The 13,931-nt window shown below is 71.7% G+C and carries 12 protein-coding genes; all 12 read right to left on the minus strand.

Going from position 1 to position 13,931, the window contains the following annotated elements; all coding sequences use genetic code 11:
- Positions 1-15: 15 nt before the first annotated feature.
- Positions 16-597, minus strand: a complete 582-nt coding sequence (locus AB0E19_RS21690) for a Uma2 family endonuclease (RefSeq protein WP_362182531.1) — start codon at positions 595-597, stop codon at positions 16-18.
- 107 nt (positions 598-704) lie between these two features.
- On the minus strand, positions 705-1,982 hold the full coding sequence (locus tag AB0E19_RS21695; RefSeq protein ID WP_362182534.1) for a thymidine phosphorylase: 1,278 nt from the start codon (positions 1,980-1,982) through the stop codon (positions 705-707).
- An 84-nt stretch (positions 1,983-2,066) separates the two neighbouring features.
- The gene (locus tag AB0E19_RS21700; protein WP_362182537.1) at positions 2,067-2,471 is read right to left on the minus strand and encodes a cytidine deaminase; all 405 of its coding nucleotides are present in this window, start codon (positions 2,469-2,471) and stop codon (positions 2,067-2,069) included.
- Positions 2,468-3,730: an ABC transporter permease gene (locus AB0E19_RS21705; RefSeq protein WP_362182540.1), complete on the minus strand. Its 1,263-nt coding sequence runs from the start codon at positions 3,728-3,730 to the stop codon at positions 2,468-2,470. The genes AB0E19_RS21700 and AB0E19_RS21705 overlap by 4 nt, the downstream gene beginning before the upstream one ends.
- The gene (locus AB0E19_RS21710; RefSeq protein WP_362182543.1) at positions 3,727-4,845 is read right to left on the minus strand and encodes an ABC transporter permease; all 1,119 of its coding nucleotides are present in this window, start codon (positions 4,843-4,845) and stop codon (positions 3,727-3,729) included. Before AB0E19_RS21710 ends, AB0E19_RS21705 begins: the two co-directional genes overlap by 4 nt.
- Positions 4,842-6,497: an ABC transporter ATP-binding protein gene (locus AB0E19_RS21715; RefSeq protein ID WP_362182936.1), complete on the minus strand. Its 1,656-nt coding sequence runs from the start codon at positions 6,495-6,497 to the stop codon at positions 4,842-4,844. Before AB0E19_RS21715 ends, AB0E19_RS21710 begins: the two co-directional genes overlap by 4 nt.
- 192 nt (positions 6,498-6,689) lie before the next feature.
- On the minus strand, positions 6,690-7,742 hold the full coding sequence (locus AB0E19_RS21720; protein ID WP_362182546.1) for a BMP family ABC transporter substrate-binding protein: 1,053 nt from the start codon (positions 7,740-7,742) through the stop codon (positions 6,690-6,692).
- A 241-nt stretch (positions 7,743-7,983) separates the two neighbouring features.
- The gene (locus AB0E19_RS21725) at positions 7,984-9,204 is read right to left on the minus strand and encodes an amidohydrolase (RefSeq protein WP_362182549.1); all 1,221 of its coding nucleotides are present in this window, start codon (positions 9,202-9,204) and stop codon (positions 7,984-7,986) included.
- A 116-nt stretch (positions 9,205-9,320) separates the two neighbouring features.
- On the minus strand, positions 9,321-10,457 hold the full coding sequence (locus AB0E19_RS21730; protein WP_362182552.1) for a hypothetical protein: 1,137 nt from the start codon (positions 10,455-10,457) through the stop codon (positions 9,321-9,323).
- Positions 10,454-11,347: an N-acetylneuraminate synthase family protein gene (locus AB0E19_RS21735; RefSeq protein WP_362182555.1), complete on the minus strand. Its 894-nt coding sequence runs from the start codon at positions 11,345-11,347 to the stop codon at positions 10,454-10,456. The genes AB0E19_RS21730 and AB0E19_RS21735 overlap by 4 nt, the downstream gene beginning before the upstream one ends.
- A 13-nt stretch (positions 11,348-11,360) precedes the next feature.
- Positions 11,361-12,584, minus strand: coding sequence for an acylneuraminate cytidylyltransferase (locus AB0E19_RS21740; protein WP_362182558.1), 1,224 nt, complete (start codon positions 12,582-12,584; stop codon positions 11,361-11,363).
- Positions 12,584-13,888, minus strand: a complete 1,305-nt coding sequence (locus AB0E19_RS21745) for a DUF6716 putative glycosyltransferase (RefSeq protein WP_362182561.1) — start codon at positions 13,886-13,888, stop codon at positions 12,584-12,586. Before AB0E19_RS21745 ends, AB0E19_RS21740 begins: the two co-directional genes overlap by 1 nt.
- Positions 13,889-13,931: the final 43 nt, after the last annotated feature.

The raw sequence follows: 13,931 nt of genomic DNA on the forward strand, positions 1-13,931 counted from the left end.
CTCATCGCGGCAGGCTCAGGCGGAGGGGAACTCGGCGGTGTCGAGGGTGAGGTCGAAGGGGGCGGGGAGGTGGATCTTCTCGCCGAACGGGGCCGCGCTCAGGACGCGGTAGACGTCACCCGTCGGCTCCCCGTAGAGGGTGACCGTCGGCCCGCCCGGCGCCCAGCGATCGACCAGAAGGTAGAACGGTACGCCGGCCGTCGCGTAGCCGGCGGCCTTCGCGATGCGGTCGTGGTTCGCGTTCGACTGAGAGGTGATCTCTACGACGAGCTCCGCTTCCGCGGCCGGGATCGAGTGGCCGTCGAACTCTCGCAGGGCCGCCTTGGGCGCGACCAGCAGGTCGGGGATGTACATACCCGCGCGTGCGGGAATCGCGACGGCCTGCGTCTGATAGACGCCCAGGTCATCCGGGATCACCCGGTACAGCCCGCGCTGGATCTCCTCCGCGATGCTGTTGTGCTGGTTGGCAGGTGACGGTGCCACGGTGATGATCCCCTCGATGATCTCCACCTTGCAGCCCTCGGGCCACTCCATCTCGTGCCAGAGGCGGACGACGTCGTCCCAGCCCTGCCCGGCCTCGACAGCGAGTGCGCTCATGGTGTGCTCCTCGTTCGGTCGTCACCGATCCCAGCATGCCGAACGGGACCGGCGGAGGTCCACCGGTCCCGTTCACCCGAAGGTGTCACCGGCACATGCCGGAGCCGTTACGCGATGCGGTCCAGGACGATCGGGGTCGGGGTGAAGGCGGTGCCCTCGGGGGCGATGTCCCAGGCGGCGTCCAGGGACTTCAGGGCGTAGTCGAACTTCTCCGGGGTGTCCGTGTGGAGGGTCAGCAGGGGCTGGCCCGCCGTCACCGTGTCGCCCGGCTTGGCGTGCAGCTCGACGCCCGCGCCCGCCTGCACCGGGTCCTCCTTGCGGGCGCGGCCGGCGCCCAGGCGCCAGGCGGCGATGCCGATGTCGTACGCGTCGAGGCGGGTCAGGACGCCGGAGGCGGGGGCCGTGACGACGTGCTGCTCGCGGGCGACCGGGAGGGTCGCGTCCGGGTCGCCGCCCTGGGCCGCGATCATCCGGCGCCAGACGTCCATCGCCGAGCCGTCCTTGAGGGCCTTCGCCGGGTCGGCGTCCTTGATGCCGGCCGCGGCGAGCATCTCGGCGGCGAGGGCGACCGTCAGGTCGACGACGTCCTTCGGGCCGCCGCCCGCGAGGACCTCGACGGACTCGCGGACCTCCAGGGCGTTGCCGGCCGTCAGGCCGAGCGGGGTCGACATGTCGGTGAGGAGCGCGACCGTCTTCACGCCGCTGTCGGTGCCGAGCGCGACCATGGTGGAGGCCAGCTCGCGGGCGTCCTCGATGGTCTTCATGAAGGCGCCGGTGCCGACCTTGACGTCGAGGACGAGGGAGCCGGTGCCCTCGGCGATCTTCTTCGACATGATCGAGGAGGCGATGAGCGGGATCGCCTCGACGGTGCCGGTCACGTCGCGGAGCGCGTACAGCTTCTTGTCCGCGGGGGCGAGGCCGTCGCCGGCCGCGCAGATGACCGCGCCGGTGGTGTCGAGGACGTGCAGCATCTCCTCGTTGGAGAGCAGGGCGCGCCAGCCGGGGATGGACTCCAGCTTGTCGAGGGTGCCGCCGGTGTGGCCGAGGCCGCGGCCGGAGAGCTGCGGGACGGCCGCGCCGCAGGCGGCGACGAGCGGGGCGAGCGGGAGGGTGATCTTGTCTCCGACGCCGCCGGTGGAGTGCTTGTCGGCGGTCGGGCGGGAGAGCGCGTCGAAGTTCATGCGCTCGCCGGAGGCGATCATGGCCGCCGTCCAGCGGGCGATCTCGTCGCGGTTCATGCCGTTGAGCAGGATCGCCATCGCCAGGGCGGACATCTGCTCGTCGGCGACCGCGCCGCGGGTGTAGGCGTCGATGACCCAGTCGATCTGCTCGGGGCTCAGCTCGCCCTTGTCCCGCTTGGTGCGGATGACGGAGATGACGTCCATGTCGTGGTGCCTCTTTCTACGCGCATAGAGGGGGGAACGGAAGGAGCGGCCCTTCCATCGTGCCGGAAGGGCCGCTCCGGTGTGCTACTTGGCGAGGTGATCGGGGCCGAACGCCTGCGGCAGCATCTCCGCCAGGGTGAGGAACCCGGCGGGCGTCTCCAGGACGAGCTCGGGTCCGCCGAACTCGTACAGGAGCTGCCGGCACCGGCCGCAGGGGACGAGCGACTCGCCCCGGCCGTCCACGCACACGAAGTGGGTGAGCCGGCCGCCGCCGGTGGCCTGGAGCTGCGAGACCAGGCCGCACTCGGCGCAGAGGCCGAGGCCGAAGGAGGCGTTCTCGACGTTGCAGCCGGAGACCGTCCGGCCGTCGTCGACCCGGGCGGCCGCGCCGACCGGGTAGCCCGAGTACGGGGCGTAGGCGCGGGCCATCGCGGCCCGGGCCTCCGTCCGCAGGGCCTCCCAGTCGGGCTCGGCGGCGGGCGTCGTCACTTGCCCTGGCCCTTCCGATAGGGCAGGCCGTCCGCCTTGGGCATCCTCAGCCGCTGTGCCGACAGGGCGAGCACGAGCAGGGTGGTGACGTACGGGGCGGCGTCGACGAACTGGCTCGGGACCTCGTCGGTCAGCGCGTACCAGAGGAAGAAGCCGACCGCGAAGACGGCGGAGACCACGGCGGGCACGTACTTCTTCTTGTACAGCTGCCAGGCGGCGGCGAGCACCAGGAGCAGGGCGACGAGCAGCAGCAGCGCGTGGACGTTCTCGGCGCCACCGCGCAGCTTGAGGCTGTCGGTGAAGCCGAAGAGGCCGGCGCCGAGCGCCATGCCGCCGGGCATCCAGTTGCCGAAGATCATCGCGGCGAGGCCAATGTAGCCGCGGCCGCCGGTCTGGCCCTCCTGGTAGATGCCGGTGGCGACGATCGCGAGGAAGGCGCCGCCGAGGCCGGCGAGGGCGCCGGAGGCGGTGACCGCGATGTACTTGTACTTGTAGACGTTGACGCCGAGGGACTCGGCGGCGACCGGGTTCTCGCCGCAGGAGCGGAGCCGCAGGCCGAAGGCCGTGCGCCACAGCACCCACCAGGTGGCCGGGATCAGGAGGATCGCGACGACGGTGAGCAGCGAGAGGTTGGTGACCAGGCCGCCGAGGATGCCGGCGATGTCGGAGATCAGGAACCAGTGCTTCTGCTGGAGGTCCTGGAGCCAGTCCGAGAGCCCCGGGATGGTGATCTGGGTGATCTGGTCGATGCGCGGGGACTGCTTGGAGGAGCCGCCCTCGGCCTCGCCGAACGTGAAGTTCGACAGGTACATCGTGAAGCCGGCCGCGAGGATGTTGATCGCCACGCCGGAGACGATGTGGTTCACGTTGAAGGTGACCGTGATGATCGCGTGCAGCAGACCGCCGATGGCGCCGCCGATCAGGCCGAAGAGGACGCCCACCCAGGGGCCCCACTGGTAGCCGGCCCAGGCACCGAACCAGGTGCCGAGGATCATCATGCCTTCGAGGCCGATGTTGACGACGCCCGCGCGCTCGGACCACAGGCCGCCGAGGCCGGCGAGGCCGATCGGGACGGCGAGCTGGAGCGCGCCGGAGACCTGGCCGACGGAGGTCAGGTCGTCGGCGCCGGAGATGACGCGGACGAGCGAGAAGAGGACGAGGCCGGCCGCGACGATCAGCAGGATCCACGGCCAGGTGAGCTTGCGGCGCCCGGTCTTCTTCGGTGCGGCGCTCGGCTTGGCGGCGGTGGCGGTGCTCATGCCGAGACCTCCTTGTCGGTCTTGATGGCACCACCGGCGGCGAGCTCCTCGCCGACCTTCTGCTGCTGGCGGCGGGTGCCGTAACGGCGGACGAGTTCGTAGGAGACGACCACGGCGATCACGATGATGCCCTGCATGATCTGCGTGATCTCCTTCGGGTAGCCCGAGACGTCCAGGTTCGAGGACGCCTTGTCGAGGAACGCGAAGAGCAGGGCCGCGAAGAGGATGCCGACCGGGTGGTTGCGGCCGAGCAGCGCGATCGTGATCGCGGTGAAGCCGACGCCGACCGGGAAGGAGAGGCTGTACGTGTGGGTGTCGCCGAGCAGCGTCGGCATGCCGGAGAGGCCGGCGAGCCCGCCCGAGATGAGCATCGAGGTGAGGATCATCCGCTTGGCGTCGACGCCGCTGGCCTGGGCCGCCGACTCGCTCTCGCCGGTGGCGCGCAGGTCGAAGCCGAAGCGGGTGCGGTTGAGGACGAACCAGTAGACGACGCCGAGGGCGAGGGCGACGAAGGTGAAGCCGTAGATCACGCCGTTGCCCTGGCCCATGTCGATGCCGGGGAACCAGCCGGACTCGGCGATCTCACCGGTGGTGAGGTCGTTGGAGCCCTCCGGCTGGACGCCGAAGTTGTCCGGCAGGATCAGCCAGGCGATCAGGGAGGTCGCGATGGCGTTCAGCATGATCGTCGAGACGACCTCGGAGACGCCGCGGGTGGTCTTCAGGATGCCGGCGATGCCGGCCCAGAAGGCACCGGTGAGGATCGCGACGACCACGATCAGCAGGATGTGCAGCGGGCCGGGCAGCTCGACCGCGGCGCCGACCACGGCCGAGACCATCGCGGCGAGGCGGTACTGGCCGTCGACGCCGATGTTGAAGAGGTTCATCCGGAAGCCGATGGCGACGGCCAGGGCTGCCAGGTAGTAGATCCCCGTCTGGTTGACGATCAGGACCTGGATGTCCGAGTAGCCGGCGTTCTCGATCATCAGCTGGATCGGCTCGATCGGGTCGAGACCCGTGGCGAGCAGCACCAGCATGGTGAGCACGAACGAGGAGACGAGCGCGAGCACCGGGCCGGCGGCCCCGATGATCAGCTTGTCCTTGTCGATCTTCATCATCGGGCGTCACCGTCTTCGGACTGCTCGGACTGCTCGGGCTGCTCTTCGCCGCCTTCGAGGTGGCCGCTGGCGGCGCCGGTCATGGCGGAGCCCAGCTGCTCGGGCGTGATGGTGGCGGGGTCCGCGTCCGCGACGAGCTTGCCGCGGTACATGACCCGGAGGGTGTCGGAGAGGCCGATCAGCTCGTCGAGGTCGGCCGAGATCAGCAGGACGGCCAGGCCCTCGCGGCGGGCGTCGCGGATCGCGTCCCAGATCTGCGCCTGCGCGCCGACGTCCACACCGCGGGTGGGGTGGGCGGCGATCAGGAACTTGGGGTTGTGGCTCATCTCGCGGCCGACGATCAGCTTCTGCTGGTTGCCGCCGGAGAGGGAGGCCGCGGTCACGTCGATGCCCGGGGTGCGGACGTCGTACTCGCGGACGATCCGCTCGGTGTCCTGGCGGGCGGCCTTCGGGTCGAGGATGCCGCGCTTGGAGTTGGGCGCCTCGGTGACGTGGCCGAGGATCCGGTTCTCCCAGAGGGGGGCCTCCAGGAGCAGGCCGTGGCGGTGGCGGTCCTCGGGGATGTAGCCGATGCCGCCCTCGCGGCGCTTGCGCACCGGGAGCGCCGAGATGTCCGCGCCGTCCAGGCTGATGGCGCCGGCGTCGGGCGAGCGCAGGCCCATCAGGGCCTCGATCAGCTCGGTCTGGCCGTTGCCCTCCACGCCCGCGATGCCGAGGATCTCGCCCTTGTGGATGGTGAGCGAGACGTCGTCGAGGAGCTTGCGGCCGACCGCGACCTCCTCGTGCACCGTCACGGCGGCGGCCGGGTCGGCCGGGGCGGCGGTGGTCAGCGGGGCGCCGGTGGCGCCGCCCTCCAGGAGGGTCAGCCCCTTCACCTGGAGCATGGCGACGTCGGTGACGGTCGACTCGCGGGTCTCCGGGGAGGGCAGCTCGCTGCCGACCATCAGCTCGGCGAGCTGCTTGGTGGTGGCGGTCCTGGGGTCGGCGGTGCCGACGGTGGTGCCGCGCCGGATGACGGTGATGTCGTCGGCGACCTTCAGGACCTCGCCCAGCTTGTGCGAGATGAAGATGACGGTGAGGCCCTCGGCCTTGAGCTCGCGCAGGTTGTCGAAGAGCGCGTCGACCTCCTGCGGGACGAGCACGGCGGTCGGCTCGTCGAGGATGAGGATCTTGGCGCCGCGGTAGAGCACCTTGAGGATCTCGACGCGCTGCCGGTCGGCGACGCCGAGGTCCTCGACGAGCGCGTCGGGGCGGACGCCGAGGCCGTACGCGTCGGAGATCTCCTGGATCTTCCTGCGGGCCTTGGCGCCGATCCCGTACAGCTTCTCGCCGCCGAGGACGACGTTCTCCAGGACGGTGAGGTTGTCGGCGAGCATGAAGTGCTGGTGCACCATGCCGATGCCGCGCGCGATGGCGTCACCGGGGCTGGCGAAGCCGACCTGCTCCCCGTCGATGGCGATGGTGCCCTCGTCCGGCTTCTGCATGCCGTAGAGGATCTTCATGAGGGTCGACTTGCCGGCGCCGTTCTCGCCGATCAGAGCATGGACCGTGCCCTTGCGGACGGTGATCGCGATGTCCTTGTTGGCGACGACGCCGGGGAAGCGCTTGGTGATGCCGTGGAGTTCCACGGCAGGGGGGCTGGACGCGTTGATGACGCACTCTCCTTGGCCGAAAGGAGTGGGAGCGGAGGGCAGGGCGGGGCGAAGTTATCGTGCCGGTGCGACATCTACACGCGTAGCGCTGCCGAAAAGTGAAAACCCGTACGGGAATGGGCCCGGGGCCCGGTCCTGGTGGGAGTCCCACCGGGGCCGGGCCCGCGGGCAACTGGTCTGGAGCCGCGCGCCTTACGGGGCGGTCTTGACCGTGATCTTGCCGTCGATGATGTCCTGCTTCGCCTTGTTGACCGCGGCGATGAGGTCCGTCATCTCCTTGTACTTCGGGTTCGAGTCGGCGAGGCCGACACCGTCGGTGGCGAGGCCGTAGCGGACCTCACCGGTCTGCGGCTTGCCGTCCTTGACCGACTTGATCAGGTTGTAGACGGAGTCGGAGACGTCCTTGGTGACCGAGGTCAGGATCGAGTCCTTGTACGCGGCGAGACCGGCCTGGTTGTACTGGTCGGAGTCGACGCCGATGGACCACTTGCCGGCCTTGGAGGCGGCCTCGATCGCACCGGAGCCGGCGAGACCGGCGGCGGCGTAGACCACGTCGGCGCCCTTGTCGAGCTGGCCCTGGGCGGCGGCCTTGCCGAGGTCGGGCTTGGCGAAGCCGTCGAAGTTCGGCGGCTGGGTCAGGTACTGGGTGAGCACCTTCGCCTTGGGGTTGGTGTCCTTGACGCCCTGGACGTAGCCCGCCTCGAACTTCTTGATCAGCGGGACCTCGACGCCGCCGATGAAGCCGACCGTGCCGCTCTTGGACGCCTTGGCGGCGGCGACGCCGGCCAGGTAGGAGCCCTGCTCCTCGTTGAAGACGAGGTTGGCGACGTTCTCGCCGGTCACCGAGGTGTCGTCGATGATGCCGAAGGTGGTCTTCGGGAACTGCGCGGCGACCTTCTTGATGGCCGGGGCGTAGGCGAAGCCGACGCCGATGACCGGGTTGTTGCCGGCGCGGGCCAGCGAGGTGAGGCGCTGCACCTTGTCGGCGTCGCTCTCGCCGGACGACGGCTCGGCCTCGGCGCCCTTGACGCCCAGGTCGTCCTCGGCCTTCTTCAGACCCGCGTAGGCGGCGTCGTTGAAGGACTGGTCGCCGCGGCCGCCGATGTCGTACGCGATGGCGGCCTTGGCCGTCTCCGGGTCGGAGCCGGAGCCGCCCTCGGAAGAGGACTTGCCACAGGCGGTGACGGAAAGCGCGAGCGCCGCGGAGGCGATGCCCACGGTGGTGATCCTGGTGATCCGGCGCAAGAGGAGGGTCCCTTCAAGACTGACCGAAAGCGCCTCTTCCGGCGCTGGCTTTGCGGCGATCGTAACGCGCGTAGATGTCAGTTAAAGACCCGTTCATGAGTCGTTACCGTATCGACGCGAACCCACGGGTCACAGTACCCGTACACACTTCGCGATCAAGGCGCAACCCCGTGTCATCAGCCGAGATGGGGGCGCCGCCCCCTCGCACGGCGGGAGGGGGCGGCGCAGGGCCGGGCCGGTGTCAGCGCGTGCCGTCGGCGTCGATCAGGGCGGCGGCGGTGAAGAGCTCCACGGCGGTCTGGACGCACCGCTCGTCGACGTCGAAGTCGCCCGCGTGCAGGTCGCGGACGCGGGGGTCGCCGGGGGTGCGGACGCCGAGCCGGGCCATCGCGCCGGGCACGTGCTCCAGGTACCAGGAGAAGTCCTCGCCGCCCAGGCTCTGCTCGGTGTCCTCGACCGAGTCGAGGCCGCGGCGGGCGGTCATGGCGTCCCGGAGCAGCTCCACGATCACCGGGTCGTTGACGACCGGGGGGACGCCGCGGACGTAGTTCACCGTGGACTTGGCCCGGTGCAGGGCCGCGACCTCGTCGACGGCGGCGTGCACCAGGTCGGGCGCGTCGTGCCAGGCGGGCAGGTCGAGGCAGCGGACGGTGCCGGAGAGCTCGGCGTGCTGCGGGATGACGTTGGGCGCGTGGCCGGCCTCGATCCGGCCCCAGGTGACCGAGAGGCCGGAGCGGGCGTCGACCCGGCGGGCGAGGACGGCGGGCACGTCGGTGGCGATCCGGGCGGCGGCCGTGACCAGGTCGGTGGTGAGGTGCGGGCGGGCGGTGTGGCCGCCGGGGCCGTCGAGGGTGATCTCCAGGCGGTCGCAGGCCGAGGTGATGGGGCCGGTGCGGATGCCGATCTTCCCGACGTCGACCTTCGGGTCGCAGTGGACGGCGATGATCCGGCCGACGCCGTCGAGGACGCCGGCCGCGACCGCGTCGGCCGCGCCTCCGGGCAGCACCTCCTCGGCGGGCTGGAAGATCAGCCGCACCGGGCGCGGCAGCCGGCCCTCGCGCGCCAGTTCGGCGAGGACGAGCCCGGCGCCGAGGACGGTGGTGGTGTGCACGTCGTGGCCGCAGGCGTGGGCGCGGTTGGGCACGGTGGAGCGGTACGCGACGGTCTTGGCGTCCGGGATCGGCAGGGCGTCGAGGTCGGCGCGGACGGCGAGCATGGGGCGCCCGCCGTCCCAGGTGCCGATGTCACACATGAGTCCCGTGCCGCCCGGGAGGACGCGCGGCGCCAGGCCGGCCGCCTCCAGGCGGGCCTTGAGCGCGGCGGTGGTACGGAACTCCTGGTTGCCGAGCTCGGGGTGCATGTGCAAATCCCTGCGGAAGGCGATGAGTTCGCCACGCAGGGAGGAGGACAGCGTTCCGGGCAGGGTGACGGATCCGGGCTCACGGGACTTCAACTGGTTCACCCTTTGAAGCGTAGGCCCATCCGGTGATCAACTGCCTGTCGATCACGAAAAGTTCAGCCCGTTAGGGTAAAGAATCTCGGTTTACCGCGCATGGGACACACTCCGTATGGGTATGGTCACCCGAATTCGAGCCGGTCGACCGCGGAAGCGTTCCGCGGAGTGAGACGGTCCGCCCCCGACGCCGTGCTGGCGACGCCCGCCAGGAAGCCCTGCGCGCGCGGCGACGCGGTGGCCTTCAGCCACTCCGGCGCGATCTCGCAGACCGCGACCTTCACCCCGGTGCCCGCCAGGGCGAGCGGCAGGGTGTGCACGACCGTGGACGGGAAGCTGACGATGGTGGCGCCGATCGGTCCGCGCCGGGCGATCAGCTCCAGCGGCAGCTCGGGGCGGACCACCTGGAGCCCGGCCTCGACCGCGATCCGGTGCAGCTTCTCCGGGGTCTCGCGGCGGTGCGCGAAGTAGCGGGTGGCGCCGTGGGCGCGGGCGAGCTCCCCGACGACCCGCAGATAGTGGTCCGCGTCGACCACGCCGGTCTCGACGAGCGAGGTGCCCACGAGGTCGGCGCCGCGGGCGAGCGGCGGCGGGCCGAACCGCTCCCGCGTCCACGCGTACGCGTTCTCGGTGACCTCGGTGCCGGGCGGCGCCTGCACGGGCAGCGAGGTGAAGATCTCGACGGTCCTTCCGGGGCCCGGGGCGAGCCGACGCCGGGCCAGCGAGGTGACCGGGGCGAGCAGCAGCTCGCGCGGCCCCAGGTCTCCCTTGCGGTGCCAGCGCACCAGCCGCTCCCCGCCCGCGAGCTGGGCGGCGAACTCCATGGTCGCGGTGCCGTCGTCGACGACCGTGACGTGCCGCGGACCGAAGAGCGTCAGCAGCAGCTGGACGTAGCGGGAGAAGGGATCGCCGACGATCACCCGCTCGGCGGCACGCAGCGGCCCGCCCAGCTCCCGCAGGGTGCGCACCAGCGCGCCGCGGCCGGCCCGCGCCTCCTGCCAGTGCACCTCGAAGCCCTCGTCCCGGGCGAGCTGGGCCATCCGGCGCAGCTGACCGCGCGACATGGGGTCGTTCGGCGAGAGGACGACGATCCTGAGGTCGTCGGAGGTGCCGGGGTCCGGCGCCGGGACGGTGCCCGGCGCCGGGGAAGGAGCGGGCGCGGGGGCGGCGGCCGGGGCGGTGCCCCGGCCGCGCGCGTGCGCCCACTCCAGGACGTTCAGGAGCTGGACGGGGCTCTCGACGAACGCCAGGCGGCCGGTCATGCGGAGACGGGCTCCAGGACGCGGCGGAGCTTCTTCATCGGGCCGAGCTCCGACTCGTACACCTTCTTCACGCCGTCGCCGAGGGCGGTCTCGATGGTGCGGATGTCGCGGACGAGGCGCTCCAGGCCCTGCGGCTCGACGGAGGCGGCCTGGTCCGAGCCCCACATGGCGCGGTCGAGGGTGATGTGGCGCTCGACGAAGGTGGCGCCCAGGGCGACGGCGGCGAGGGTGGTCTGGAGGCCGGTCTCGTGGCCGGAGTAGCCGATCGGGACGTTCGGGTACTCCTCCTGCAGCGTCTGGATGACGCGCAGGTTCAGCTCCTCGGCCTTGGCCGGGTAGGTGGAGGTGGCGTGGCAGAGCAGGATGTTCTCGCTGCCCAGGACCTCGACGGCGTGGCGGATCTGCTTCGGCGTCGACATGCCGGTGGAGAGGATGACGGTGCGGCCGGTGGCGCGCAGCTCGCGCAGCAGCTCGTCGTCGGTGAGGGAGGCGGAGGCGACCTTGTGGGCGGGGACGTCGAACTTCTCCAGGAAGGCGACGGCCTCGGTGTCCCACGGGGAGGCGAACCAGTCGATGCCGCGCTTCTTGCAGTGCTCGTCGATCCGGCGGTACTCGTCCTCGCCGAACTCCACGCGGTGGCGGTAGTCGATGTACGTCATCCGGCCCCAGGGGGTGTCGCGCTCGATGTCCCACTGGTCGCGCGGGGTGCAGATCTCCGGGGTGCGCTTCTGGAACTTGACGGCGTCACAGCCGGCCTCGGCGGCCACGTCGATCAGCTTGAAGGCGTTGTCGAGGTCGCCGTTGTGGTTGATGCCGATCTCGCCGCAGATGTAGACGGGCTGACCGGGACCGGCGGTCTTCGGGCCGAGGGTGCGCAGACGGGAGTTCATGGTGGTGCTTCCTTCAGTTCGGGAGAGGGGTGGGGGTGTTCAGCTCGGGTCCGAGGAGCCAGGCGGCGATCTCGCGGATCGCTCCGAAGCCGCCCGGGGTGGCGGTGACCGCGCGGGCGGCCGCCCGGACGGAGTCGTGGGCGCTGCTCACCGCGACGGGCCAGCCGACGAGGTGGAAGCAGGGCAGGTCGTTGACGTCGTTGCCGGCGTAGAGGACGCGCGCCGGGTCGATCCCCTCGGCCTCGCACCACTCCTTGAGGGCGAGGTCCTTGCGGTCGATGCCGTGCAGGACGGGGATCTTCAGCTTCCGGGCGCGGGCGGCGACGACGGGGTTCTGCTCGGTGGAGAGGATGAGGACGGGCAGTCCGGCGCGGCGCAGGGCCGCGATGCCGAGGCCGTCGCCGCGGTGGGCGGAGACGAACTCCCGGCCCTCCGCGTCGAGGTGGACCCGGTCGTCGGTCTGGGTGCCGTCGAAGTCGAGGACGACCGCGTCGACGTCGGCGAAGGACGGGGTGGCCGGCTCGTCGAGGAGCGGGGCCAGGGCCTTCGCGCGGGCCAGGTCGTGCGGGTCGTCGATCTCCAGGACGCGGGCCGGGTCGGTGACGACGAGCGCGGTGCGGCCGAAGAAGCGGTGCCCGTGGGTACGGAACCCGGCCGCGTCCATCGCGTAGACGGCGCCGGTCTCCAGGTACTCGGCCTCGCGGTCCTGGCGGCGCGGGCGGTGCGCCTTGTCGTGGTTGACGCCGGTGGCGCCCGTCGCGCCGTCGGCGCTGTCGGAGGGCTCGCGCCAGAGGAAGCCGTGCGAGGGGGCGGCGGTGAAGGCCGTGTCGGCCTCCCCGTCGACGATCCGGGCGACCGCCTCGGCGACCTCGGCGGAGGTCAGGAAGGGGCTGGTGCACTGGACGAGGAGGACCACGTCGGCGGTGCGGCCCGCGGTGGCCTCGAAGGCGTCCAGGGCGTGCAGCACGGCGGACTCGCTGGTGGCGGTGTCGCCGGCGATGGCCGCGGGGCGCCGCACCGCCTCGGCGCCGAAGGAGCGGGCGGCGGCGGCGATGGCGTGGTCGTCGGTGGAGACGACGACGTCGGTGACGCCGACGGCGCCGAGGCAGGCCCGGACGGCCCGGCCGACCAGCGGGATCCCGGCGACCGGGGCGAGGTTCTTGGCGGGGACGCCCTTGGAGCCGCCGCGCGCGGGGATGACGGCGAGCACGGTGGGGCTCGGCTTCTTCGTGGGCATCACAGTTCTCCCAGGCGTCGGACGACGGGGGCCACGCGCTGCACGCCGTGGCGGTAGGCGCCGCGCGCCGCCTCGCGGACGATCCGGCGCAGCCCGCTGTCGCGGGCCGGCGGCGCGGTGACGTCCAGGCGGTGGCGGGCGAGGAGCCCGGGCAGGTACCCGGGGGCCGTCTCCGCGGTGTAGTAGGGGCTGATCGGGGGCAGTGCCGGCAGGGCGAGCAGCTTCGCGACCCGCTCGCGGGCGGCGTCGAAGGCGGAGTCGTACCCGCCGTCGGAGGCCACGCCCTGCCGGGACAGCCACTCCTCGTCGGGCTCGGGGACCTCGCCCCGGTCGAGCCGGTCGAAGGAGCTGAGGAGGCCGGAGCCGATGAAGTGGTGGTTGCCGTTCACCTCGCGGACCCCGCAGTCGGTCAGGATCGCGGTGGGGATCCGCCGGTGCAGGGCCTCCAGGGCGGCCGTGGAGGAGACGGTGACCAGCAGGTCGGTGCGGTCCAGGACCTCGCCCATGTGCCCGTACACCAGACGGAAGTTGGCGGGCGGATCGAGGTCGCGCACCAGCCGCTGGTACGGGTGCTCCTCCAGGTGCGTGGTGTGCTCGCCGGGCTTGGAGCGGAGCTTGAGGAGGACCTCGCGCTCCGGGTGCAGCCGGGCGTGCCGGACCAGGCGCTCCAGGACGTACGCCCGCTCGTTCCGGGTGACCGGGACGGAGGGCTGGGCGGCGAACACCAGGGTGTCGCGGCCCTCCTCGCGGCGGTGCGGGGCGCCGCCGAGGAACGGCAGGGCGGCCTCGACGACCGACTCGGCGCCCGCGCCGACCCCTTCGTACACGGCGCGGAAGCGCTCCGCGTCGTGACGGGAGTTGGCGAGGACCACGTCGGCGCCGTGGCGCAGGAGCAGTCCGTCGGCCAGCTTCTCGTAGACGACGCCGACGTAGCCGGTGACGATCACCGGCCGGCGGTCGAGACCGAGGTCGGCGAGGCCCTGGAGGACGGCCCTGACGGTGCCGCCGACCAGCGCGAGGACCACGACGTCGTACCGCTCGCCGCGCGCCTCCGCGTCCCGCACCTCGCGCAGGAACTCCGCGCCGGTCACCTCGCGCGGGGCGGCCGTGGAGGCCCCCGTCTCGGCGAGCTGGCGGGCGGTGGGGGTGGCCCGGCCGCGGAGGACGAAACCGGTCGGCTCCCGCTCGGAACCTGAGGCGTCCGCCGGGGTGATGCGGCGCGCGGTGAGCGCACCCCATTTCCACCGGGTGTCGGAATCCGCGAGTACGGCGACCCGTACCGCTTCACTGGAACTTGCTGGCACGTCGAGGACGCTAGAAGTCCATTCCGGTCAGCGGCCCAACTGG

Source organism: Streptomyces sp. NPDC047974 (genome assembly GCF_040653375.1).
Lineage (GTDB): Bacteria > Actinomycetota > Actinomycetes > Streptomycetales > Streptomycetaceae > Streptomyces.